Origin of the sequence: Janthinobacterium sp. TB1-E2 (genome assembly GCF_036885605.1) — a bacterium.
Lineage (GTDB): Bacteria > Pseudomonadota > Gammaproteobacteria > Burkholderiales > Burkholderiaceae_D > Janthinobacterium > Janthinobacterium aestuarii.
On sequence record NZ_CP142523.1, the window covers coordinates 2,080,166 to 2,104,463 of the forward strand.

Here is a 24,298-nt window from a genome sequence, read left to right on the forward strand (position 1 = left end):
AACGGAGCATTCTCATGATGAAAAATCAACTGGCTGGCCTGATGAAGCAGGCGCAAGCAATGCAAGACAACATGAAAAAAGCCCAGGAACAACTGGCGCTGGTGGAAGTGGAAGGCCAGTCCGGCGCCGGCCTCGTGAAAATCGTCATGACGTGCAAGAACGACGTCAAGCGCGTCTCCATCGACCCGTCCTTGCTGGCCGACGACAAGGACATGCTGGAAGACCTGGTGGCTGCCGCCTTCAACGACGCCGTGCGCAAGGCGGAAGCGACCTCCGCTGAAAAAATGGCAGGCTTGACTGGCGGCATGAACTTGCCAGCCGGCTTCAAAATGCCATTCTGATGCACTACCGCATGCGCTCGATCTATGGCACGGGGCAAGGTTGATCCATGTCCAAGTCGCTTGAATTCTTGACCGAGGCGCTGCGGCGCCTGCCCGGCGTCGGCCCCAAGTCGGCGCAGCGGATGGCGTTTCATTTGTTGCAGCACGATAGGGAAGGCGCGGCCATGCTGTCGCGCGCCCTGTTCCAGGCCGTCGATGCCGTGCATCACTGCGGCCTGTGCAACACCTTTACCGAACATGAAGTGTGCGAGACCTGTCTCGACGAAGAGCGCGACAAGCGCTTGCTGTGCGTGGTGGAAACGCCCGCCGACCAGCTGATGATCGAGCAGACGCTGACCTACAAGGGCCTGTATTTCGTCCTCATGGGACGGCTCTCTCCGCTGGACGGCATCGGCCCGAAAGACATCCACCTTGAAAAATTATTGAACCGCGCCAACGATGGCGTGGTCGGCGAAGTGGTGCTGGCCACCAACTTCACGAATGAAGGCGAAGCGACGGCCCACTACATCAGCGAAATGCTGAAGGCGCGGGGCTTGCGCGTGAGCCGCCTGGCCCGCGGCGTGCCCGTGGGCGGCGAACTGGAATACGTCGACGCGGGCACGATTGCCCGCGCGATGCTCGACCGCAGGGCAACCTGATTACAACATGACAGAATCCTCCGCGACCACTGGTCCATTGCAAGGCATTAAAGTGCTGGAACTGGGCACCCTGATCGCGGGGCCGTTCTGTGCCCGCATGCTGGCTGAATTCGGCGCCGACGTGATCAAGATCGAGTCGCCCGATGGCGGCGATCCCATCCGTACCTGGCGCGTACTGAAGGATGGCACCTCGCTGTGGTGGTCGGTGCAGGCGCGCAACAAGAAAAGCGTCACCCTGAACCTGAAGTCGCCGGAAGGCCGCGCCATCGCGCGCCAGCTGGCCCTGGAAGCGGACATCATCATCGAGAACTACCGCCCCGGCGTGCTGGAAAAGTGGGATCTCGGCTACGAACAGCTCAAGCAGATCAAACCATCCCTCATCATGGTGCGCCTGTCCGGCTTTGGCCAGACGGGGCCGATGAAGGATTTGCCCGGTTTCGGCGCCATCGGCGAATCGATGGGCGGCTTGCGCTATGTGTCCGGCTTTGCCGACCGTCCGCCCGTGCGCGTCGGCGTATCGATCGGCGACTCCGTGGCGGCCTTGCACGGCGTGATCGGCGCCATGATGGCCTTGCGCCACCGCGATGTGACCGGTGGTGCGGTCGCTGGCGAAGGGCAGATGGTCGACGTGGCCCTGTACGAATCCGTGTTCAACCTGATGGAATCCCTGGTGCCCGAATACGACCAGGCGGGCGTGGTGCGCGAGCGCACGGGCGGCTCGCTGCCCGGCATCGTGCCCTCGAATACCTACACGACGGGCGATGGCGAAAATATCGTGATTGCCGGCAATGGCGACGCCATCTTCAAGCGCTTGATGCTGGCCATGGGCCGCATCGACATGGCGGGCGACCCGCAACTGGCGCGCAACGATGGCCGGGTCGCGCGCACGCAGGAAATCGACGACGCCATCGGCGCCTGGTGCGCCAAGCACACGATAGACAGCGCGCTGGCCGTGCTGAAGGCGGCGGATGTGCCGGCCGGCAAAATCTACTCCGTGCGCGACATGATGAGCGACCCGCAATTTCTTGCCCGCGAGATGTTCGAGCAGCATCAGTTCCCTGACGGCACACCCGTCAAATTGCCCGCCATCAGCCCGAAACTGTCCGCCACGCCGGGCAAGACGCAGTGGCTGGGGCCGACTTTGGGCCAGCACAACGACGAGGTGCTGGCGTCGCTCGGCTACGATGCGGCGGCCATCGCGCGGCTGAAGGCCGATGGGGTGGTGTAGTGGAATGATGTCGGGAAGGTAGGTCGGATTAGCGGCGGCGCGCCGCGTAATCCGACGCCACCGCTGGCCAAATTAATAATGTTGTCGGCTTACGCGCTTCGCGCTAAGCCGACCTACGCAACTCATCTGATATCTATCATGCATCGTTTTTTTCACCGTGCGCTTGTCCTGGCATCCAGCACTATCCTCCTCTCCGCCTGCGCCAGCTTCCCGCATGACGCGCCGATTACGGGCCTGCGCCTGATCGGCGAGCAGCGTATCGCGCTCAGGCAGGCGTTCGAGGGCACCACAGTGGGCGGCTTGTCCGGCATCGATTACGATGCGGCCAATAAGAGCTGGGTGATGGAAAGCGATGACCGCTCGGAAATCAATCCGGCCCGCTTCTACCGCGCTGTCTTGAATTACGACAGCAAGGCGTTCGCGGGCGTGACCTTGAACAGCGTGCATTTCTTCACGCAGCCCGACGGCAGCCGCTATCCGAACCTGGCGCATGCAAAATTGGATCAGGGCGACCAGGTGGCCGATATCGAAACCATCCGCGTCGATCCGCAGGATGGCAGTCTGTGGTACGGCAGCGAAGGCAACCGCAAGGTGGGCCTGCATCCGTTCGTGCGTCATGCCGACAGCGGCGGCCGTTACCTGGCCACCTTGCCGACACCGGCGATGTTCAATGTCTCGAAGGACGAGGTTGGCTCGCGCAACAACATGACGTTTGAAGCGCTGTCGTTTGCCAGCGATGGCAAGAGCCTGTGGCTGGGCATGGAAGCGGCCCTGTACCAGGATGGCCCGCTGGCCACGCCCGACAACGGCTCCATCGTGCGCATCACGCGCCTGGACCGCGCGGGCAAGGTCCTGGGCCAGTATGCGTATCCGGTCGAGCCGGTGGCGTCGCGGCCCGGGCCCGGACGCGAGGCGGACAATGGCGTGTCGGAAATCCTCGCCGTCAACGACCATCAGTTGCTGGTGGTGGAGCGGGCCGGCGTGGCCAACGCGGACGGCGTCTATACGAACCACGTGCGCATCTACGAAATGGAAACGCAGGGCGCCACCGATGTGCAGGCGCTGCCGGCCCTGGCGGGCGCGTCCTATGTGCCGGCGCGCAAGCGTTTGCTGCTGGACCTGGAAAAGATCGGCCTGGCACGGGTCGACAATATCGAAGGCATCAGCTGGGGGCCGCGCCTGGAAAACGGCCGCCGCAGTCTGGTTTTGATTTCCGATGACAATTTTAATCCGCTGCAAGTCACGCAAATCCTTGCCTTCGAAGTGCTCTAGTTTCCACGCTGGCCAGCTGCTTCGTCTGCCTGGCCAGCATGGCCGTGATCGTGTCGTGCGGCGACGGGTAGCCCAGGAAATAGCCTTGCACCATGTCGCAGCCGTATTCTTCCAGCATCACCAGCTGCTCATCCGTTTCCACGCCCTCGGCCACCACCACCATCTTCAAACCATGCGCCATGGCGATGATGGCGCGCGTGATGGCCGCGTTTTCCGCATCCTGCGGCAAGCCGGCGATAAAGCTCTTGTCGATCTTCAAGGCCCGCACGTCGAAGCGTTTCAGGTAATTCATTGACGAATAGCCTGTGCCGAAGTCGTCGATCGACAGGTACACGCCGATGCCGCGCAATTGCTCCAGGGTCACCATGGTGGCGCGCGCATCGTCCATCAAGGTCCCTTCCGTCAATTCCAGTTCCAGCAGGCGCGCATCGAGGCCCGTGTCGGCCAGGGCCGAGAGCACGATCTGCATCAGGTTTTCATCTTTGAATTGCTTGGCCGACAGGTTGACGGCCATGCGGATGGCGCGCCCGCTAGCGTTTTGCCACGCCTTGGCCTGGTTGCAGGCCGTGCGCAGCACCCATTCGCCGATGGGCACGATCAACCCCGTCTCTTCGGCCAGCGGGATGAATTCCGTGGGCGAAATGATGCCCCGTTCCGGATGGCGCCACCGCACAAGCGCTTCCACGCCGACGATCTGCGTGCTGGGCACGTCGATCTGCGGCTGGTACAGCAAATACAGTTCGTTGTTCTGCAAGGCTTTCCTCAAACCCACTTCCATCTTGACGTGGCTCATGATTTCCATCGTCAGCGAAGAGCTGTACAGCTTGGCATTGTTCTTGCCGCAGTTCTTCGCGTGGTACATGGCCGTGTCCGCATATTTGAGCAGCGAGTTGCAGTCCTCGCCATCTTCCGGATACAGCGAGATGCCGATGCTGGCCGTGACGAAAATCTCGTGCGCCTCAATCATGAACGGCCGGCGCATGGCTTCCTTGACCCGGTGCGCCACGTTCAGCGCATCTTCCACCCGTTCCAGGTCGGGTATCAATATCGTGAATTCGTCGCCACCCAGGCGCGCCAGGTTGCTGCCGCCAAAGACGCCATCGAGCTCGTATTCGGCGCGCAGCACCAGGTCGCTGGGGCGGATGGTTTCGCGCAGGCGCTCGGACACCACCTTGAGCAAATGGTCGCCCACGTCGTGGCCCAGGGTGTCGTTGATGCGCTTGAAGGCATCGAGGTCCATGAACAGCACGGCGAATTTCTTGTCGTGCTCTTTCGAGCGCACCAGTTCGCGCTCCAGGGTTTCCAGGAACGCCTGCCGGTTGGGAATGCCCGTCAGGCTGTCGCAATAGGCGAGGCGGCGGATCTGCTCCTCGGTGCGCTTGCGCTCGCTGATGTCGCGCACCAGTCCCAGCACTTCATCGGCCCCCGTCGCCACCAGGCGCGCTTCGAAGTGGCGCGTGCTGTCTTCGTGCGTGAGCGTGTAGTCGACCGAGCCGATGTGCTGCGTGGCCAGCACGGCGTGCGTCTGGTCGAGCAGGCGCGCGGCGATTTCGGGCGGCAGCACGTCGCGGATATGGCTGCCCACGCAGTCGGTGATGGAAAAGCCGGCGCTGGCATCGTGACCCTGCTCGTAGTCGAGATAAAAACCTTCGCTGTTGAGGCGAAAGAAGGTGTCGGGGATGGCGGCCAGCACGGCGCGGTTGTGCGCGTCGGCGATGCGCAGGCGAGCGATCGCGTCGCTGGCGCGCAGCACGTACAGCACGCGGTGGCCGAGGATGGGCCAGTTGATGGGCTTGGAAATGAAATCCGTCGCGCCCACCTCGTAGGCGCGCGTAACGGCTTCCAGCTCGTCGCCGCCCGTGACCATGATGATGGGTACCGTGCCGCCCACTTCCTGGTGGCGGATTTCGCGGCACACGGCAAAGCCGTCCATGGCCGGCATGTCGACGTCGAGCATGACGAGGTCCGGGCCGCTGTGCTTGTAGCTGGCCAGCGCCTGCACGCCATCTTCGGCCTCGATCACGTCCAGGCCCACCTGCGTGAGCATTTGCCGCATCAGCAAGCGCATGACGGGATCGTCGTCGGCCACCAGCACCAGGCCGCGGGGAGGGGAGAGGGGCGCTGTCATGTCAGTGTTCCTTCACGAGGATGGCGTTCAGCGATTCGCGTACGGTCAGGAAGGTTTGCTGCATCTGCTGCAGCAGGAGAGCCGCGCCCTCGGTGCTGCTAGCGCGGCCCAGTTTTTCCATTTCCTTGCACAGCTGCGCCAGGCTGTCGGCACCCACGTTGGCGCTGCCCGACTTGAGGCTGTGCGCCACCTTGCGCAGCGCTTCCGCATCGGCGCCGGCAATCGCCGCGCGCATGGCGCTCAGCTGGCGCGGCGTCTCGCTGGTAAAGGCGAGGATGACCCGCTCGAGCAGCGCATCGCCATCCGTGCCGGACAGGGCGCGGATGTTTTCCAGCGCCTGCCGGTTCAGCGGCTGGGCCGATGTCGGCGTTTGCTCGGGCGGCGGTGCGGGCTGCACCTCCACAGGCGCTTGCCGCTCCGGCGCTTCGCTGTGGTGCACGGTGGCCGCGCGCGGCAGGGTGATCCAGCGGGCGATGGTGTGGCCCAGGTCCTGCTGCGTGAACGGCTTGCTCAGGTAATCGTCCATGCCGGCCGCCAGGCACGCTTCGCGGTCGCCCTGCAGCGCATTGGCCGTGATGGCGACGATGGGCAGCACGCGCGCGTGGCCGCACTGCTGTTCGTGGCGGCGGATTTCCGCCGTGGCGGCAAAGCCATCCATTACGGGCATCTGGCAATCCATCAGGATCAAATCGAAATCCTCGGCCTGCGCCGCCTGCAAGGCCTGTTCGCCGTTGCGCGCGCAGACCACGTCCAGGCCCAGGCTGTCGAGCATGGCCAGCGCCACTTCCACGTTGACGGGATTGTCCTCGGCCAGCAGTACGCGGCGGCGCTGGCGCCGGCCCACTTGCCGCGCCGCATGCGGCGGATGGATGCGCATGCCCTCGCTGGCGCGCGGCGGCGTGACGATGCAGTCGAACAGGTCGCATTCGCGGGCCGGCTTGATCAGCTGGAAGGCCACGCCCGCCTCGCGCCGCTGCACCGGGTCGGCTGCCGCCTGTTCGGTACTCAGCAGCAGTAATTTGAGGTCGGCCAGCAGCGGGTCGCTCTTGATGGTGGCGGCCAGGGCCAGGCCGCTGGTGCGCGGCAATTCCATGTCGAGCAGCGCCACGCCATACGGCGTGCCCGCCTGCGCGGCCGTGTGCAGCTTGGTCAGGCAGTCGCCGGCCGTGCCGGCGCTGTCGCTGACGATGTGCCAGCTGGCCAGTTGCCGCTCCAGCACGGCGCGCGTGGCCGGTGTGTGGTCGACGATCAAGGCGCGTAACCCTCGCGTGGTTTTCAGGTTGAAGGACGGGTCGTCGCTGTCGACTCGCCGCTTATCGAAATTTACTTCGAACCAGAAGATCGATCCTTGCGTTAAAGCATTATCAACGCCGATAGTGCCGCCCATCAGTTCCACCAGCTGTTTCGAAATTGTCAATCCCAGGCCCGTGCCGCCGTGCTTGCGCGTGGTCGAGCCGTCCGCCTGCGAGAACGATTCGAAGATGCGCGTCTGCGCCTCGCTCGATACGCCGATGCCCGTGTCGTGCACCTCGAAACGCAAGCCCACGCTGGGCGCGTCTTCGCTGCACACGGTCACTTTCACGGTGACCTTGCCCGTTTCCGTAAACTTGATGGCGTTGCCCAGCAGATTGACGATGATCTGGCGCAAACGGTTCGGGTCGCCGCAGATGGCGATGGGAATGTCAAACGCGATGTTGAATTCCAGGCTGATGTTTTTCGCTTGCGCCTGCGGCGCGAACACGTGTTCTATGTCGTCGAGCAATTCGCGGAAATTGAAGCGGATGTATTCCACGCTCAGCTTGCCCGCCTCGATCTTGGAAAAGTCGAGGATGTCGTTGATGATCACCAGCAAATTCTGCCCCGAGCGCTGCACCATGCTCGTGTAGTGGCGCTGCTGCGGGCTCAAAGGGCTGGCCAGCAGCAGCTCCGTCATGCCCAGCACGCCATTCATTGGCGTGCGGATTTCATGGCTCATGGTGGCAAGAAACGCGCTCTTCGCCTGGCTGGCGGCCTCGGCCGCATCCTTGGCCTTTTCCAGCTGCGCCGTGCGCACTCCCACTTGGCGCTCGAGCTGGTCGCGGTAATTGGCCAGGGTGCTGTCGCGGCTGTCGATCTGCGCCAGCATGTCGTTGAAACTGTCGATCAGCACGCCCAGCTCGTCGCTGCGCTGGTGCGCGATGCGGTGGCTGTAGGTCTGGCTGCTCGACACTTTTTGCGCCGTGTCGATCAGCTTGGTGATCGGTTCGGCGATCACGCTTTTGAAACGCCGCGCGAGGAACACGGCGATCAGGAAGGACAGCACGGTGGCGCCGCCGATGGCGCCCACGTGGCGGCCGATGTCGCGCCACATGTGGTTCAGGTCCGTCTCGATCAGCACGGCGCCGATCAGCTGCTGCAGCTGCTGCTCGCCTGGCCGGTAGACGGGGCGGTACAGGCGCATGGCGGGCGCCAGGGTCGTGCCCGTGCCTTGCGTGACGGGCTGCACGGCCATGTCGGCCAGCAGGGCCGGGTCCAGGTCCTCCGGCGTGGCCAGGCCATCGGCATGCTGCGGCGCGCGGTACAGGGCGAACAGGCGCCCGTTCCGGTCGAAAAGGGCCGCCTGGGCGACCTCGTCGCGCGCGGCCAGCGCGGCCAGCACCTGTTCCGCCTGCGGCTGCGCCGATTTGCCTGCCAGCAAGGGCGCCGCGCTGGCCGCACCGATCACGCCCGCCAGCGACAGCAGCTGCTTGCCTTCATCGTCCTTGTGGCTGAGCACGGACGTCAGCGCAAACGCCACGAACACCAGCAGCAGCGCGCAGCCCGACGACAGTACCGAAATCATGGTCAGCTTCTGGCTGATGCTGGAGCGTTGGAAATTGAACATGGTTGCGGCGCTTCTCCGGTCGGACTGTTGACTGTTTTTTAATTTCCTATTGGAAAAATATAGACGCGAAGACACACCATGATATTGATGTGGGTCTAAGGAAGGAGAGGGGAGGGAAACTTATACGAGATGAAACAAATAGGGCGGTCTCGCAAGACCGCCCTCAAATTATTGCTGAGCTACAACACCTGATCCAGCCGTAGCGAGCGGAAGGGAGAGGTGGCCGAGAAGCGCAACCGTACTAAAGTACGGTGAGCATCGCAGGCCACCTATACCGACGCGCAGTAGGCTGGGGCAGGTGTCACCACAACTAACAGCAGCCACCACGCTTACCGGCGCCGCCGTAGCGGGCTTCCTGCCGTTCACGGAAGAACTCTTCATACGTCATCATCGGCTCGCCGGGATGGGTGACTTCCCGGTGCGCCACGTAGGTGTCGTACTCGGGCAAGCCGCACATGAGCCGCATGCTTTGCCCCAGATACCGTCCAGCCTTGATGATTTCGTCGATCATCATTGCACCGTGGGCAAGGCCTGGAACGGCGTTTCCTTGGTGCTAGGCTTGCTGTCGGCGCGCGCCTTCATGATGGTGCGGATGCCGAAGAACAGCACGCTGACGACGACCACCACGAAGAAGGCGGCCAGGCCGGCGTCCAGGTAATCGTTGAAGATGATCTGCTGCATCTGCGCCACGGACTTGGCTGGCGCCAGCAGGGTGCCTTCATCGAGTGCCGCCGAGTATTTCTTGGCGTGCGCGAGGAAGCCGACGCGCGGGTTGGCGTCGAAAATCTTTTGCCAGCCCGCCGTCAAGGTGCACAGCAGCAGCCAGATGGTCGGCGTGATGGTGACCCACGCATACTGGCCACGTTTCATCTTGAACAACACGCACGTGCCGAGGATCAGCGCAATCGCGGCCAGCATCTGGTTGGCGATGCCGAACAGCGGCCACAGGGTGTTGATGCCGCCCAATGGATCGACCACGCCCTGGTACAGGAAGTAGCCCCAGGCCGCCACGCACAGGCCCGTGGCCAGCAGGTTGGCGATGACGTTTTCCGTCTGTTTCAGCGCTGGCACGAAGCTGCCCAGCAAATCTTGCAGCATGAAGCGGCCGGCACGCGTGCCCGCATCGACGGCCGTCAGGATGAACAGCGCTTCGAACAAAATCGCGAAGTGGTACCAGAAGGCCATCATGGCCTTGCCGCCGATGGCACCCGAGAGAATCTGGGCCATGCCGACGGCCAGGGTCGGTGCGCCGCCGGCGCGCGAGATGATGCTGTGCTCGCCCACGTCCTTGGCCGTTTGCGTCAGCATTTCCGGCGTCACATAAAAGCCCCACTGCGAGATCGCCTGTGCGGCGGACTCGGCCGTTGTGCCGATCAGGGCGGCCGGGCTGTTCATGGCGAAATAGATGCCTGGTTCGATGGTCGAGGCGGCCACCAGGGCCATGATGGCGACGAACGATTCCATCAGCATGGCGCCATAGCCGATGAAGCGGGCATGGCTTTCGTTTTCAATCATCTTCGGCGTGGTGCCCGAGGAAATCAGCGCGTGGAAGCCGGAGACCGCGCCGCAGGCGATGGTGATGAACAGGAAGGGGAACAGATTGCCCGACCAGACGGGGCCGGAGCCATCGATGAACTTGGTCATGGCCGGCATTTTTAGGTAAGGCGCGACGACGATGATGCCGATGGCCAGGCCCAGGATGGTGCCGATTTTAAGAAAAGTAGACAGGTAGTCGCGCGGCGCCAGCAGCAGCCACACGGGCAGGACCGAGGCGATGAAGCCGTAGCCGATCAGCATCCACGTCAGTTCCGTGCCGGTAAACGTGAACATCGGGCCCAATACCGCGTGTTCCTGCACGTACTGGCCGCCGATGATGGCCAGCATCAGCAAGACGAAGCCGATGATGGAAATTTCGCCGATGCGGCCCACGCGGATGAAGCGCGAGTACACGCCCATGAACAGGGCGATGGGGATCGTCGCCATCACGGTGAAGCTGCCCCATGGGGAGCCAGTCAGCGCCTTGACGACGATCAATGCCAGCACGGCCAGGATGATGACCATGATCATGAAGCAGCCGAGCAAGGCAATCATGCCGGGAATTTCGCCCAGTTCAGCCTTGATCAGGTCGCCCAGCGAGCGGCCGTCGCGGCGCATGGAAATGAACAGCACGATGAAATCCTGCACGGCACCGGCGAACACGACGCCAGCCAAAATCCACAGCATGCCGGGCAGATAGCCCATCTGTGCGGCCAGCACGGGGCCGACGAGGGGACCGGCGCCGGCAATCGCCGCGAAATGGTGGCCGAACAGCACATATTTGTTGGTTGGCACGTGGTCGAGGCCATCGTTGTGCTTGAAGGCCGGCGTCATGCGACGCGAGTCCAGGCCCAGCACCTTGTCGGCGATGAACAGGCTGTAGAAACGGTAGGCGATCAGATAGACGCAGACGGCGGCGATGACGATCCAGATCGCGCTGATCGATTCGCCGCGTTGCAGGGCGACGACGCCCAAGGACCCGGCGCCTGCCAGCGCAAGCGCTGCCCAGCCGAGCTGTTTGAAAATGCGGTTCATGCTTCCTCCAGAGATGTGACGGGCGCTGTGCCGTGCGATGATGTGTGCTGCCGAGCCTGGTCGTCGCCAGTTTGGGTGTGAATTCGTGGTATCTGCAGCTTATGGCGAGTATTCAGGAATCGTATAATTGCCGCAAGCGCAGCACTACGCAGTAACGCTCAGTATTACTACGCAGACCGATCGCCGCGCCGCGACGTAAAATCACGCATTCCCACCAGCATCGACGCCGCCGGAGCGCGCAAGGCCATGAAACTCAGACAGAAAGTCATCTTCCTGGCCATCACGCCGCTCATCCTCGCCCTGTGCGCCATCGCGTTTGCCGTGCGGCACCAGGCGATTACCCTGGCCGAGCAGCAGCGCGCCACCATTCAGCAAGCGTATCTGGCCAGCAAGGAAGCCGAGCTCAAGCATTACGTGACCCTGGCCAGCCATTCCATTGCCTCGCTGTACCAGTCGGGGCGCAAGGATGACGCCACGCAAGAGGAGGCCAAGCGCATCCTGTCGGCCCTCAGCTATGGCGACGATGGCTATTTCTTCATCTATGATCTTCAGGGCAAGTCGCTGATGCATCCGCGCCAGCCCGAACTGGTGGGGCAGAACCTGTGGCAATTGCGCGACGCCGAAGGCAATCTGACCATCCAGCGCCTGATGCAGCGGGCCAAGAGCGGCGGCGGTTTCGAGCGCTACAACTGGATCAAGCCGTCGACGAACAAGTCCGCGCCCAAGCTCGGCTATGTGATCCTGATGCCGGAATGGGGCTGGATGATGGGTACCGGCATTTATATGGATGACGTGGACCAGGCGCTGGCCAAGGTCGATGCCCAGCAGTCGCGCAATATCCGCTCGACCATGGAGCTGATTGCCGCCATCGCCATCCTCGGTTCCCTGCTGGTGGCCGCCTGCGGCCTCGTGCTGAACTTGCGCGAACTGCGCGTGGCCGACGCCAAGCTGAAAGTGCTGGCGCAGCGCGTGGTGGAATCGCAGGAGGAAGAGCGGGCGCGGCTGTCGCGCGACTTGCATGACGGCATCAGCCAGTGGCTGGTGTCGATCAAGCTGCAGATCGAGGCGGGCATCGCGCGCCTGGGCGGCAATGCGGAACAGAAAGACAAGGCGCCCGCCACCTTCGAGCGGGCGGCCGAGCAACTGAATAAGGTGCTGGGCGAGGTGCGGCGCATTTCGCACAATCTGCGCCCGGCCATTCTGGATGACCTGGGCCTGGCCGCCGCGCTCGATCACCTCGTGCATGAATTCAATGACAGCAGCAGCGCGCAAGCCAGTTTCACGGCCAGCCCCGCGGCGGCGGGCGAGGGCTTGCCCGATATGGTCAATACCGTGCTGTTCCGCATCGCCCAGGAAGCGCTGACCAATTGCGAGCGCCATGCCCACGCCCGCGGCGTGGAAGTGAGCCTGCACGAGTCGGGCAAGGCCGTGGAGTTGCGCATCCGGGATAATGGCGGCGGCTTCGATTTCGACGGCATCGCCTTGCACCCGCAGCGCGGCATCGGCCTGCGCAACATGACGGAACGCATGGAAGCCATCGGCGGCAGCCTGCACATCACCTCGTCCCTGGCCGGCACCGTGGTGCTGGCGCGGCTCGAGCTTTCCTCCACATTAAAATAGAGAACCATGACCGAGAAGATCAACATCCTGCTGGTGGACGACCACCCCCTCGTGCGCGACGGCCTGCGCGCGCGCCTGGAAGCGGTCGCGCATTTCGACGTCGTGGCCGAGGCGGGCGGCGCCGACGAAGCGTTGAGCCAGGCGCGCACGCACCAGGTGGACCTCGTGCTGATGGATATCAATATGCGCGGCACGAACGGCATTGAAGCGACGGCCCTGTTCAAGCAGGCGTTTCCGCAGATTGCCGTGCTGATTCTGTCCATGCACGACAAGCTCGAATACGTGTCGCAAGCCATCGCCGCCGGGGCGCGCGGCTATGTGCTCAAAGATGCTCCAGGTAAAGATATTGTGTTTGCCATCGAGACCGTGATGTCCGGCGGCATTTATTACAGCGCCGCCCTGGCGCGGCAACTGTCGCGCCCGCAAGTCCACGATTCCTTCCTCACCACGCGCGAGCAGCAGGTGCTGCAGCACATTGCGGGAGGCCAGTCGAACAAGCAGATCGCCCGCGCGCTCGACCTGAGCGTGCGCACGGTGGAGACGCACCGGCTGAACATCAAGCGCAAGCTCGGCATCGAAGGGCAGGCTGAATTGATCAAATACGCGGTCGAGCACGCGCATGGCGGCAGCGCCTGAGCATGCGTGCGCGGTACCGGGTTTTTGGCTGACCCGCATGGCAGGCGGGTCTCGCGGGGGAATGTTCTTTTTGAACATCTATTGCCAAAATTAAACTGTTTCGTGGGTGAGATTCAGATAGAATGATTCTCGCTGTCGAGGGCATCTCTGTCGGGCCAGGGTTGCCAATGCTGGTCAGTTTATTTACTATGGCGCCCTACCCACACTGAGATACCGATGTCAGCGTCTGAATCAAACCTGTTTCCGTTGGTGGGATTACAAGCAGTGGCCAATGCTCATAACGAGTGGGTCGCTGTCACCGTGCATGTACCGCAGGCCTCGACGGCGCCGCTGCTGGCGGCGCTGGCCGCTGCCGATGCGTATGCCTTCCTGGCGCCGCTCGACTGCATCATTCCCCTGGCCGACCCGCATGGCGTGGACGAGGTTGTGCTGGCGCAACTGGCGCCGCAACGCACCATCTTCCGTTTGCCGGCCCAGCTTGCCGGCGACAAGCAACTCCAGAAAAAATGCCGGCAATGGCGCGACGCCGGCTACCGCATCCTTCTCGATGGCGCCGACGCCAATCCCGTGGTGGCGGCGCAAGTCGACGCGCGCGCGCTGAGCTTTGACGCGGCAGGCGCACACCCGGCCCTGCATCAGCTGCTGCCCTTGCCGGGGCCGCACCTGGCCTACAACATCGCCGATGGGGGGCAGATTGCCGCGTTGCAAGAACTTGGCGTCAGCTGGTTTGCCGGCGATTACGCCTTGCAGCATGCGCGCCAGCAAGGCGAGCCGGAAGACGCCACGTCGCGGCGCCGGCTGATGTCGCTGCTGGGCCTGCTGGCCCGCGATGCGGACGCGCACGAGCTGGAAGTGCCGCTCAAGCAAGATCCGGCCCTCAGCTATCATTTATTGAAACTGGTCAATTCAGCCGCCTTCGGTTTCACGGCGCCGATTACCAGCTTCAGCCAGGCCATCACCCTGCTGGGCCGGCGCCAGCTGCAGCGCTGGCTGCAACTGCTGCTGTATGCGCGGCAACAGGACGACGGCAAGATCCACGCATTGCTGCCACTGGCGGCCGTGCGCGCGGCGCAGATGGAAGCGCTGTGCCAGTTGCGCGGCGGCGACCGCGAAGCGCAGGACCTGGCCTTCATGGCGGGCGTATTTTCGCTGCTTGACGTCCTGCTGGGCATGCCGATGCAAGAGATCATCGCCACCCTGAACCTGGCGCCGGAAGTCAGCGCCGCCTTGCTGGAACGCAATGGCGAGCTGGGCACCTTGCTGGCGCTGGTCGAAAGCGCCACGCCACCGCCCGACCGCTTGCGCCGCGCCGGCATCGATGGAGAAACCTATTGGCGCAGCCTGCTGCAGGCCTACCAATGGGCCATCCAGGTCAGCCGGAACCTCTAGCATGGCCCTGTTTCCGGTGTCGGATTTCCTCGGTGACAGCGCCGCCCTGTGCGACGCCGTCGTGCGTTTGCGCGGCCCCGCGCTGGTCGCTGAGCTGGGCCGTATCGCCAGCACGGTGATGGCCAGCCCGCATGGCCAGTTCCTGCCCGCGGCCGGCACGGACGCCGCTGTGCCGGCCGCATCGTTTCCCCGCGATACGCCCACCTTGCTGCAAGAAGTCAGTTTCGACGGCCACTGTTTCGGCCACTACAGCGTGGCTGGCCGCCCGCTGTATAACGACGCCGACCGCCGCCACCTGGCCAGCCTGGCATCGTTGACGGCCGGCGTCCTGCAAGTGCATTCGCTGGCGCAACGCTCGACCCATGCCTATGCGCAAGTCGAAGCCTTGCTGGCGCAACAGACGCAAATCCTCGACCAGTTGCACGAATCCGTACTGACGATGGACTTGACCGGTTACATCACGAGCTGGAACAAGGGCGCCGAGCGCCTGTTCGGCTACACCTCGGTGGAAGCCGTGGGGCGCAACATTTTGTTCCTGTACGACGACGAAGACACGGGTTTCCACGACGCCTTCCTGGAGCAGGGAGGGCGCCTGATGGAGGTGCGCCGCCGAAAGAAGTCGGGCGAGGTCTTCTGGGCCAGCCTGTCCCTGTCTCCGCTGCAAGATCTGGACGACAAGCCGATCGGACTCATCGCCTACCTGACGGACATCACGGAACGCAAGCTGGCCGAAGAGCGGCTGCACCACCTGGCGTATTACGATCCGCTGACCAGCCTGCCCAACCGCACCTTGCTGGCCAAGCTGGTCGACCAGGCCCTCTCCGTGGCGCAGCGCAGCAAGATGCTCGGCTGCGTGCTGTTCATCGACCTGAACCGTTTTAAGCTGATCAACGACACCCTGGGCCGGCGCATCGGCGACGAACTGCTGCGCCAGGTCTCCCTGCGTTTCCGCCAGGTATTGCGCGACCAAGACCTGGTGGCGCGCCTGGGCGGCGACGAGTTCGCCGTCGGCCTGTTCGACATCGGCCAGCATTTCGAAGCGAGCATGGTGGCGCAAAAGCTGCTGGCCTCGTTGGTGGAGCCGTTCCTGATCGAAGGCCACGACTTGCGCGTGGGCGCCAGCATCGGCATCAGCGTGTATCCGCAAGACGCGCAAGATGCGGAAACCCTGCTGCGCCTGGCCGACATCGCGATGTACCGCGCCAAGCAGGACAGCGGCGGCGAAGCGGAAAGCGTGGCGTTCTACAGCCAGGACATGAACCTGGGCATGCAGGCGCGCATGCGCCTGGAAACAGGCTTGCGCCAGGCTTTGTCGGAACAGCAACTGCTGTTGCACTACCAGCCGAAATACGCCCTGGGCAGCGGCCGCATCATCGGCGCCGAAGCGCTGGTGCGCTGGCACCACCCGCAGCACGGCATGATCCCGCCCGCCGAGTTTATTCCTTTGGCCGAATCGACTGGCCTGGTGGTGCAAGTGGGCGAATGGGTACTGGAAGCGGCCTGCGCCCAGGCGCAAGCGTGGAAACTGGCCGGCCTGCCGCCGATCCGCCTGGCCGTCAACGTCTCCGCCCGCGAATTCACGGCAGCGCTGCCCGCCAGAGTGGCGGCGACCCTGGCCCGCTACGGCCTGGAAGCGGCCTGGCTGGAACTGGAAATCACGGAAAGCACCCTGATGCACAACATCGAGAGAGTCATCGGCATCATGGACCGCATCACGGCGCTGGGCGTGGCCCTGTCCCTGGACGACTTCGGTACCGGCTACTCAAGCCTGTCCTATCTGAAACGCTTCCCCATCGATACGTTAAAGATCGACCGTTCCTTCACCACCGGCATCCCCACCGACGCCAGCGACTGCGCCATCGCCAGCACCATCATCAGCATCGCCCAGCAACTGCACCATAAAGTGATCGCCGAAGGCGTGGAAACGGCCGAGCAGCTGGCCTTCCTGAAGAGCTCAGGCTGCGACGAAGTGCAGGGCTACCTGTTCTCGCGGCCATTGCCGGCCGTGGAGTTCGAGAAGGCGCTGCGGGAAAACTGGGGCGTGTAAGGAAAGCATGCCCGCTCTTTCCTGTCGGGCAAACGGTGCTAGCCATTGGTAAGCCACGGACCTTTATGTATAATGCTGCCATCTGGAAGCGTGGCCGAGTGGTTGAAGGCACTAGTCTTGAAAACTAGCGACGGGTTAAACTGTTCGTGAGTTCGAATCTCACCGCTTCCGCCAAGAAATAAAGAAACCGCCTTCGGGCGGTTTTTTATTGCCTGGCGGAAGCGAGCAGGGCGCCTGCGCGCCCTGCGTGTGAGATTCGAAGGGCTGGGCCTACCGGCCCAGCCCGCCCCGAATCCTCCACCTGCTGCCGCTGCGCGGCAGCCCCGCGCGCCGCAGGCGCGCGTTCGTGGTTCCAATCAGCTTTTCGGCTGCGCCAGCTTTCACAGCGCCCAATGCATTAGTCTGTGTCTGAAAGCCGGACTAGCTCAAACTGACCGAGAACTGACACCGGCCCGCAAACACTTAAACCACAGCAGCACTAAATGACTCGGGTCGCCGCGCAAGCAGATGAGACAGCCGTTGCAGACCCGCCTGCAAGCGTCCACGGTCCTTGATGCTGCCTAAAGAGATACGAATGGCATTCACGGATCCGCTGCCAGTGGCGAATGCCTCCGCCGGCGTGACTGCGATGCCGTAGCTGGCGGCTGCATGCGCAAGCTGTGAGGAATTCCAATATGCCGGCAACTCGAGCCATACATGCAGGCCGTCTCCAGCGCCGCTGTAGCGTCCCGCCAGAATATCGCGGGCCATCCGGTGGCGCAGGCGCGCCTCCTTGCGTACGCCTGCCAGCAATCCGTCAGCCGAACCGTCGAGTATCCACTGCGTGGCCAGTGCGGCCGTCAAAGGAGCGACCATCAGCGCAAATGATCTGAGGGCGACCAGGAAGCGTTCGCGTTCGTATGGGTCGCGTATCAGCACGAAGGCGACACGCAAGCCGGGCGTCAGGCATTTTGACAGGGTGGAGATGTAGACTACCTGTTCCGGTGCAAACGTGGCGACAGGTGGTGGCGGGGCATCGGCAAGCAGCCAATAGGGATCGTCCTCGACGATGCGTACATTGCAGCGCAGTGCGATGCTGGCGAGCTCCTTGCGCCGGCGTTCCGGCATGGTAATGGCGGTCGGATTCTGTAATGTCGGATTGAGGTAGACCAGCCGGGGCTTGTGCTGGCTGCATGCTTGCTCAAGCATCTCGGGCAGCATCCCGTGCTTGTCCGCTTCCACGGCAATGACGTGCCGGCCGAATTGGGTCGCTGCGGCACGCAAGCCGGGATAACTCGTCGGTTCTGCCAGGATGACATCGCCAGGTTCCGTCAGCGCAAGGATCAGTGCGGCGATCGCCGCTTGCGCACCGGGACAGACGACAACCTGTCGAGAATCCAGATGTCCAAACATCGGTGCCAGCCATTTGGCGCCAGCCTGACGGTCGGAGTCGCTTCCCCCACCCAAGTGGTAAGTCATCAGCAATTCATTGTCTGCCCGCATCAATACTTGAGACAAACCTTGTTTCAGCATGTCGTCGAAGTCCACGCCATCGGGCGGTGGCGGGGTATTCATGGAGAGGTCGAGGATAGCGGTCAATTCGACTTTTGGCGCCGCGACATAAGTGCCGCGGGCGCCGCGACCCTCCAGCAAGTTGCGGCGCCTGGCTTCGTCGTAGGCGCGCGTGATCGTCGTCAGATCGACGTCCAGCTGTGCTGCCAGGTGGCGCTGCGGAGGCAGACGGTCGCCCGGTGTCAACGATCCATCTGCCACCGCCGCCTGCAAGGCGTCGGCAATCTGCAAAAAACGTGGCCCCCCGTGCGGCAGCAATCGCGGCAACCAGATAGTCAAATGTTCATCTTGTATGGTTTTCAACTGGGACATTTTGTCTCAATGTATGGAAATTGTTTTGAGGTAGTATGCATCATAACGTGCAGCAACACCAATCTTGCATGGCAGTCGCTGACGTTTCTCCTCTCTCATCTGCATTCGGCACGTCGCTGCGCTTGATGCCATGGTTATTTCATAGCTGGCTATAATGAAAGAGTCAAACAGGATGCCTGGGGGATGGTTGGAGCAGAAGCTGCTGAAGCAGCGTTTTGAGGCAGTGCTCCTCACGATAGATAGTGTCAAGTAATAGACTGGAAATACTTAAAATGCTGGATTGGACCCCTATAGTTTTCGTTACCTTCAAGGCTCTCGTGCTCGGCACGGGCATGTTCTTCGCCATCAAGTGGCATTACGATCAAGGGAAGAAGGATAAGGACAAGGCGAAGCAGAATCGCGCTGTGCTGCGCGCGAGTGGGAAGGTGGTCGCAGGCTTCGTGCTATTGCTCATGGGCCTGGGACTCGTCACCTTCGTCGTTGTCAGGATGGTCGGTTTGGACATGACCCTCCCATGATGGCAAAGAATAGGCGGCCGATATCGAGTGATGCGGCAGCCATTCCCCGATGCGGCTAGTGGCTAGCCCCGCGCGCCGCATGGGCGCGTATCTGCATTTTGTGGCAATTCCAATAACACTAACCAGCCAGCGTGGTGTATAACGAATAGACGTCACGGCATGTGTGACGCATGGCACCGGCGAGTGCTGTACTCGCCAGGAAACCTCATAAGGAGAGCGCTATGCCAAAGTATGTTATTGAGCGTGATATTCCCGGGGCTGGAAAGTTATCAGAGCAAGAGCTTCAAGCCATTTCTCAGAAGTCATGCGGTGTACTAAACAAGATGGGACCACAAATTCAATGGCTCCAAAGTTATGTGACCGGCGATAAAATCTACTGTGTTTACATCGCTGCAAATGAAGAACTGGTTCGCGAACATGCCCAGCTAGGCGGCTTCCCTGCAAGCCGCGTGTCGGAGGTCATCTCGGTCATTGATCCGACTACGGCGGAGTAGTGCCGCCCAAGTACTGTAGCCTCGTCCTTGGCGGAGCTTCGCTCTGATAATGCTGAACGTGGTCAAGCCGTTGCCGCCGCGCGGCAGCTCCGCGCGCTGTGGGCGCGCGTTCGATTATCTAATCAGATTTCGATTGAGCCAGCTTTCACAGCACCCAACACATCAGTTCGTTTCTTCAATCCTCACCTGATCATTTACGCGCGATCGGCCCCTTATCGACCGGCACAAACACTTCCCATTTATGTTGTATCGTGGGCTTTACGGTCTTGTCGCAATTCACAGCAACATTCGGTCCAGACAGGCCATGGCTCTTCGGAACCCATTTCACCCGCAAAGCTACCGCACATTTTGCCACCAGAATCTTCCGGTTCGGCTCCAATACCTGCCAGCTTGTTCCATTTTTGGAATTCTCGGCAGCCATGAATTTTACTGCTGCATCCCTGATTTCAAACAAGCCATGTATGTCACCGCGTGTCCGATCCTTGTCAAGCGTAGCAGCGAATGCCGATGCGGTACCGGCGGCAAGAACGCCGACAAGGGCGGTGCACACGCGTTTATTCAATCGTAACGGTAGCAACATATTTACTATCCAAATCGGCAACTTCGCCACCCTCACAAAATCAAGCCGCTTCACCGCGTCTATAAACAAACTCCTGACGGCCAATACCCTGCGTAACAAAGTCCGCATCCGGCGGTATGGTTTCCCAGAAAAACACATGTTTAAAAATGGGGATTTTGTTGAATTTTTTTGAGCGGAATATCCATCTGTTTTTCGTGAAATCGCTGTAGCGGTCGCCTTTGAACTGCTTGTGCACAGTGGTGAAAGGAAGCAACCTTTCCGCAATATCCGGGAATGAATAATCGGGATGGTTTTCCTTGAATTTCTCAAAAATTTCAAATTGATCTCTGCAGATAACTTGAATGGCAGTTTCCGGAAAGCGATAGCGCGGGGACCACAGGACGTTCCAGCCTGATTCGATTTCATTGATGAAATTCACCAGGCGCGGCGTCATGATATAGGCATCCGACTCGATATGGATGATCTTATCCACGCCTAATTCATTTGCCACCTTGACCGAGTGGAGAAAGCTACGCCACCAGCCAGGGTAGTCGGCCCCGCTTTGTCGTCCCAGATTGTTATCGAAGCGAATGATGAGATTTTTATCGCCATTCGACGCCAGCGGAGCGCTATGGGAAACTGTATTGATGATTTCGGCAGGTGGAAGAAATGGCGATCCATCATCAATCATTATCTTCTTTACCGCATTGATAGGAACATCTTTGTAATAATCGAGCCACCGCTGATACCGACTTCCCCATGATGGGGCATCTTTTATAAAGCTGGTGCAGAATATAATGGCTTTCATTTGCTCAGCACATTCTTTGTATTTGAAAAGTTCAGGTTATTCATGATTTGATCATTAAAATTTTCAACTATTTTAACAGATTGGAGGCGCCCTAATAACTGAATGGACATCCCGGCGATGCGGTGCCGCCTCCGCCCGCAGTACAGGCGGCCAAGCATCGGCGCAAGGACAAGAGGCCCCCAGGCTGCTCACTGATGCCGTAGCGTCCATATGCCTCAATCATCGCTGGTGATACTATCCCCATGGCAAAGGTCTCCCACGCGCAATCTTCTTACACCCGTGAACCAATGAAAAACACCACTATCGAATATCGTCATAACTTTCCCCTTGATCCGCTGGACGTTGTTCGCGTGTTCGATCAATCCGGCATCAAGCGGCCCACCAGCAACCTCCCTCGAATCGCGCGCATGTTTGCCGCGCCTTGCCTGGTGCTGTCGGCATGGGTGGATGGCGAGCTTGTGGGGCTGGCCCGTTCGCTGACCGACCATGCGTATTGCTGCTACCTCTCGGACCTGGCCGTAGACAAGCAGTACCAGGGCCTCGGTATCGGCAAAGAACTTGTCAAACGCACCCAGGCCATCATCGGCGAGGAAGTGTCCTTGATATTGCTGTCCGCCCCCGATGCCATGTCCTACTATCCGACACTTGGTTTTGAGCCTGCCGGCAATGCTTTCGTCATTCGGCGCAAACATTGAGTGAGCGCTTCAAGCCATTCCTGCGCCCTGATGAAACCCGTCTACACCCTCGCCGAAGCCCTGGCACAAGACCCGGCCCGTATCGCCAAGACCCGATCTCTCACTCTCGACAGTTCCAGGCCCCGCATGGGCCTGAAAGGCAGCCAAGGCCTGTTCGCTTCGGACGAGTGGTGGGAAAGCATCAAAGCCGGGCGCATCCAGACGCAAACGGTGACGGGCAGGATCGAGCGCATGTATTTCGCGGGCCAGGATAGCCGGCGTGGCGATCAAGTCAACAGTTTTACCTTGCGCCTGGCGGATGGCTCGACATTCGACGAGAGCATCTACACGCACCGCAAGCAGGACACCAAGCTGTTCGTGCCTGGCGCCATGGTGACGATGGTGTATGCGCTGGACGAACTCAAGGAGCAGCCGGCCGCCGACGGTAGTGTCAATGTGGCGCGTATCGTGCTGGAAGGGTATTGTGTCTTTCAGCCACACGAGCCATCTGCATAGAATTGACCTCGGACAAATTCCTCACTGGAATTCGTTTGACCGCCTCACGCGCCAGGTCTAGAGTCAACAAGGAGACTTCAACCGACTGCGTCCCCCCCATGGCCAAGCCCTTTCCCCTGAACCCCAAGAACCCCGAACGCATCTGCTGGGGCTGCGACAAGTATTGCCCGCCGGACGCCATGCGTTGTGGCAATGGTTCCGAGCGCACGCAGCACCCGATCGAGCTGTTTGGGGAAGGCTGGAATGACTGGGGGCTGGCGGCGGCCGACAGGGCCGACAAGGAGCCGGAGAATAAGCCTTGATGGCAATCCCCGCCACGCATTGACCCGCTACAATTCCTCATTGCGTCCGAGCTGAGGAATCACCATGCAAGAAACCCTGTCCCGCTGGCTGGAAAGCAATGCCGGCGATTGCCCATTCGTCGAGCACCCGGCCGTGCACACCATCGATGAAGCACTGATTCATGTGCCAGCCATGCCCGGCTTGATGGTGAAGAATCTGTTCGTGCGCGACGAGAAGGGGCGGCGGCATTTTCTCGTCATCGTGCCTTTCGACAAGCGCATCGGCCTGGCGGCGCTGGGACGTTTGCTGCCGTCGAGCAAACTGAGCATGGCTTCGCCCGAACGCCTGCTGCAGCACCTGGGCATCACGCCTGGGGCCGTCAGTCTGTTTGCGCTGATCCACGACAGCGCGCAGGCGGTGGAACTGCTGCTGGACCAGGCTGTGTGGGACGCTGATTCAGTGCAAGCTCATCCGCTGCGCAACACGGCCACGGTGGCGCTGTCGCATGCCGCCTTCGTCGATTTCCTTGCGCATACAGGCCACGTGCCCCGCATTCTGAACGTACCGGCAGCTATTTAAATAGGGTCTTTCAATGCCCGGTCACGGGCGCGCCGCCGCTGCGCCGTCCCGGCCGGAAACCGTGTTCGCGGGCCGACCAGGCGACAAGGAAGGCCAGCACCAGCAAGCTCACCATCGCCCACGGGAAAGCGCCCGCGCCCCAGGTTTCCAGCAGGGCGCCACCCACCACGCCCGCGGCCGCAATCGCCCCATTCCACGCCACCACATTCATCGACAAGGCCACGTCGGCGCCGCTGCCGGCCGTGTCCGCCAGCGCCGTTTGTAAAAGCGTTGCCGCGCCGCCAAAGCTCAGTCCCCATATGGCCATGCCCACGTAGATCAGGGTGGGGATGTACGACGCGAGGCCCAGCACGAGGGCCGTCACGGCGAACACGACCAGGCTGGCCAGCACGGTGGCGCGCAGGTGGCGCTCGACCAGCTTGCCCGTGATCCAGATGCCGGCCATGGCGGCGGCGCCGAAGACGAGCAGCACCAGGTCGATTCGCCGCGTCAATCCGGCCGGCGCGACGAACGGGGCGATGTAGGTGTAGAGAATGTTGTGGGCCAGCATCCAGGCGATGACGACGGCCAGCACGGGGCGCACGCCCGGCGTCGTGAAGACGCGGCGCAGGGGCAGGCGTTCATGGACGGACTGGCCCGGGTAGTCGGGCACCTTCGCCAGCACCCAGGCGATCAGGATCAATGTCAGTGCAGAAATGATCCAGAACGCGGCGCGCCAGCCGACGAGCGAGCCGAGCAAAGTGCCCAGCGGCACGCCCAGGGACAGGGCGACGGGGGCGCCCACCATGGCCAGCGCCAGGGCACGGCCTTGCTGATGCGGCGCCACCATGCGACGCGCGTAGCCGGCGAGCAAGCTCCACGCCAGCCCGGCCGCCATGCCGGCAAAGAAGCGGGCCGCCAGAGTCAGCCAGTAGTGCGACGACAAGGCCGTGACGGTATTGAACACGAGAAAGCCGATGATGGTCAGCAGCAGCACGTTGCGGCGGCGCCAGCCGCGCGTGGCGATGGTGAGCGGAATGGCCGCCAGCAGGGAGCCGAGCGCGTAGGCCGTGACCATTTGCCCGGCCAGCGCGGCGCTGATGTCGAGCCCCGCGCTGATCTGCGGCAGCAAGCCGGCGGGCAAGGTTTCAGTAACGATGCAGATAAAACCCGTCATGGCCAGGGCCAGCAGGCCGGCAACGGGGAGGCGGTCGGCCAGCACTGGGCTGGTTCCGGTAGTGATAGTGGCGTGATTCACGGCAAACATCCTTGTAAAGTAATCGGGCGCAGAAA

22 protein-coding genes and 1 tRNA gene are annotated in these 24,298 nt (G+C 61.8%); 15 read left to right on the top strand and 8 right to left on the bottom strand.

The window, feature by feature from the left end:
* Positions 1-14 precede the first annotated feature (14 nt).
* The 4 genes from OPV09_RS09385 (at position 15) to OPV09_RS09400 (ending at position 3,479) form a co-directional block, all read left to right on the top strand.
* Positions 15-341: a YbaB/EbfC family nucleoid-associated protein gene (locus OPV09_RS09385; RefSeq protein ID WP_034759121.1), complete on the top strand. Its 327-nt coding sequence runs from the start codon at positions 15-17 to the stop codon at positions 339-341.
* Positions 342-388: 47 nt separating this feature from the next.
* The gene (recR, locus tag OPV09_RS09390; protein WP_034786598.1) at positions 389-979 is read left to right on the top strand and encodes a recombination mediator RecR; all 591 of its coding nucleotides are present in this window, start codon (positions 389-391) and stop codon (positions 977-979) included.
* Between the two features lie 7 nt (positions 980-986).
* The gene (locus OPV09_RS09395) at positions 987-2,207 is read left to right on the top strand and encodes a CaiB/BaiF CoA-transferase family protein (protein WP_338681367.1); all 1,221 of its coding nucleotides are present in this window, start codon (positions 987-989) and stop codon (positions 2,205-2,207) included.
* A gap of 138 nt (positions 2,208-2,345) precedes the next feature.
* Complete coding sequence (locus tag OPV09_RS09400) at positions 2,346-3,479, top strand: esterase-like activity of phytase family protein (RefSeq protein ID WP_338681369.1); 1,134 nt, start codon at positions 2,346-2,348, stop codon at positions 3,477-3,479.
* On the opposite strand, the gene OPV09_RS09405 is transcribed toward OPV09_RS09400, so the two are convergent.
* The 4 genes from OPV09_RS09405 to OPV09_RS09420 form a co-directional block, all read right to left on the bottom strand.
* Positions 3,448-5,607: a putative bifunctional diguanylate cyclase/phosphodiesterase gene (locus tag OPV09_RS09405; RefSeq protein ID WP_338681371.1), complete on the bottom strand. Its 2,160-nt coding sequence runs from the start codon at positions 5,605-5,607 to the stop codon at positions 3,448-3,450. The two genes, OPV09_RS09400 and OPV09_RS09405, sit on opposite strands and share 32 nt — an antisense overlap.
* 1 nt (position 5,608) lies before the next feature.
* A complete protein-coding gene (locus OPV09_RS09410; protein WP_338681372.1) occupies positions 5,609-8,470 on the bottom strand; it encodes a hybrid sensor histidine kinase/response regulator in 2,862 nt (953 codons plus the stop codon).
* A gap of 310 nt (positions 8,471-8,780) precedes the next feature.
* The gene (locus tag OPV09_RS09415) at positions 8,781-8,981 is read right to left on the bottom strand and encodes a YbdD/YjiX family protein (protein WP_010396213.1); all 201 of its coding nucleotides are present in this window, start codon (positions 8,979-8,981) and stop codon (positions 8,781-8,783) included.
* Positions 8,981-11,041 carry a carbon starvation CstA family protein gene (locus OPV09_RS09420; RefSeq protein ID WP_070302432.1) on the bottom strand — a complete coding sequence of 687 codons (2,061 nt, stop codon included), beginning with the start codon at positions 11,039-11,041 and terminating at the stop codon, positions 8,981-8,983. Before OPV09_RS09420 ends, OPV09_RS09415 begins: the two co-directional genes overlap by 1 nt.
* A 246-nt stretch (positions 11,042-11,287) precedes the next feature.
* Between OPV09_RS09420 and OPV09_RS09425 the strand changes: the two genes are divergently transcribed.
* The 5 genes from OPV09_RS09425 to OPV09_RS09445 all read left to right on the top strand — a co-directional run bounded on the left by OPV09_RS09425 (position 11,288) and on the right by OPV09_RS09445 (position 16,907).
* A complete protein-coding gene (locus OPV09_RS09425; protein ID WP_338681373.1) occupies positions 11,288-12,661 on the top strand; it encodes a cache domain-containing protein in 1,374 nt (457 codons plus the stop codon).
* A gap of 6 nt (positions 12,662-12,667) precedes the next feature.
* Positions 12,668-13,297, top strand: coding sequence for a response regulator transcription factor (locus tag OPV09_RS09430; RefSeq protein ID WP_046682340.1), 630 nt, complete (start codon positions 12,668-12,670; stop codon positions 13,295-13,297).
* Positions 13,298-13,561: 264 nt separating this feature from the next.
* Positions 13,562-14,686, top strand: coding sequence for an EAL and HDOD domain-containing protein (locus tag OPV09_RS09435; RefSeq protein ID WP_338681377.1), 1,125 nt, complete (start codon positions 13,562-13,564; stop codon positions 14,684-14,686).
* 1 nt (position 14,687) lies between these two features.
* Entirely contained in the window at positions 14,688-16,733 is a 2,046-nt protein-coding gene (locus OPV09_RS09440) for a putative bifunctional diguanylate cyclase/phosphodiesterase (RefSeq protein ID WP_338681379.1), read from the top strand.
* Positions 16,734-16,817: 84 nt separating this feature from the next.
* Positions 16,818-16,907: transfer RNA gene (locus tag OPV09_RS09445), tRNA-Ser, on the top strand.
* 288 nt (positions 16,908-17,195) lie between these two features.
* Here the strand turns inward: OPV09_RS09445 and OPV09_RS09450 are convergent.
* Positions 17,196-18,596: a PLP-dependent aminotransferase family protein gene (locus tag OPV09_RS09450; RefSeq protein WP_338681381.1), complete on the bottom strand. Its 1,401-nt coding sequence runs from the start codon at positions 18,594-18,596 to the stop codon at positions 17,196-17,198.
* Positions 18,597-18,868: 272 nt separating this feature from the next.
* Between OPV09_RS09450 and OPV09_RS09455 the strand changes: the two genes are divergently transcribed.
* Positions 18,869-19,114, top strand: a complete 246-nt coding sequence (locus OPV09_RS09455; protein WP_034759085.1) for a hypothetical protein — start codon at positions 18,869-18,871, stop codon at positions 19,112-19,114.
* A 221-nt stretch (positions 19,115-19,335) separates the two neighbouring features.
* A complete protein-coding gene (locus OPV09_RS09460; RefSeq protein WP_319993241.1) occupies positions 19,336-19,608 on the top strand; it encodes a DUF4242 domain-containing protein in 273 nt (90 codons plus the stop codon).
* 190 nt (positions 19,609-19,798) lie between these two features.
* Here OPV09_RS09460 and OPV09_RS09465 read toward each other — a convergent pair whose 3' ends face one another.
* Positions 19,799-20,188 carry a hypothetical protein gene (locus OPV09_RS09465; RefSeq protein WP_338681385.1) on the bottom strand — a complete coding sequence of 130 codons (390 nt, stop codon included), beginning with the start codon at positions 20,186-20,188 and terminating at the stop codon, positions 19,799-19,801.
* Between the two features lie 40 nt (positions 20,189-20,228).
* Positions 20,229-20,975, bottom strand: coding sequence for a hypothetical protein (locus tag OPV09_RS09470; protein WP_152546563.1), 747 nt, complete (start codon positions 20,973-20,975; stop codon positions 20,229-20,231).
* A 242-nt stretch (positions 20,976-21,217) separates the two neighbouring features.
* Here OPV09_RS09470 and OPV09_RS09475 point away from each other — a divergent pair, with 242 nt between their 5' ends.
* The 4 genes from OPV09_RS09475 (at position 21,218) to OPV09_RS09490 (ending at position 23,026) form a co-directional block, all read left to right on the top strand.
* Positions 21,218-21,670, top strand: coding sequence for a GNAT family N-acetyltransferase (locus OPV09_RS09475; RefSeq protein WP_254798629.1), 453 nt, complete (start codon positions 21,218-21,220; stop codon positions 21,668-21,670).
* Positions 21,671-22,165: a hypothetical protein gene (locus tag OPV09_RS09480; RefSeq protein ID WP_338681388.1), complete on the top strand. Its 495-nt coding sequence runs from the start codon at positions 21,671-21,673 to the stop codon at positions 22,163-22,165.
* A 98-nt stretch (positions 22,166-22,263) separates the two neighbouring features.
* Complete coding sequence (locus OPV09_RS09485; protein WP_338681389.1) at positions 22,264-22,467, top strand: DUF3079 domain-containing protein; 204 nt, start codon at positions 22,264-22,266, stop codon at positions 22,465-22,467.
* A 64-nt stretch (positions 22,468-22,531) separates the two neighbouring features.
* A complete protein-coding gene (locus OPV09_RS09490; protein ID WP_338681390.1) occupies positions 22,532-23,026 on the top strand; it encodes a prolyl-tRNA synthetase associated domain-containing protein in 495 nt (164 codons plus the stop codon).
* Positions 23,027-23,036: 10 nt separating this feature from the next.
* Here OPV09_RS09490 and OPV09_RS09495 read toward each other — a convergent pair whose 3' ends face one another.
* Entirely contained in the window at positions 23,037-24,272 is a 1,236-nt protein-coding gene (locus tag OPV09_RS09495; protein ID WP_425324032.1) for an MFS transporter, read from the bottom strand.
* Between the last annotated feature and the right edge of the window lie 26 nt (positions 24,273-24,298).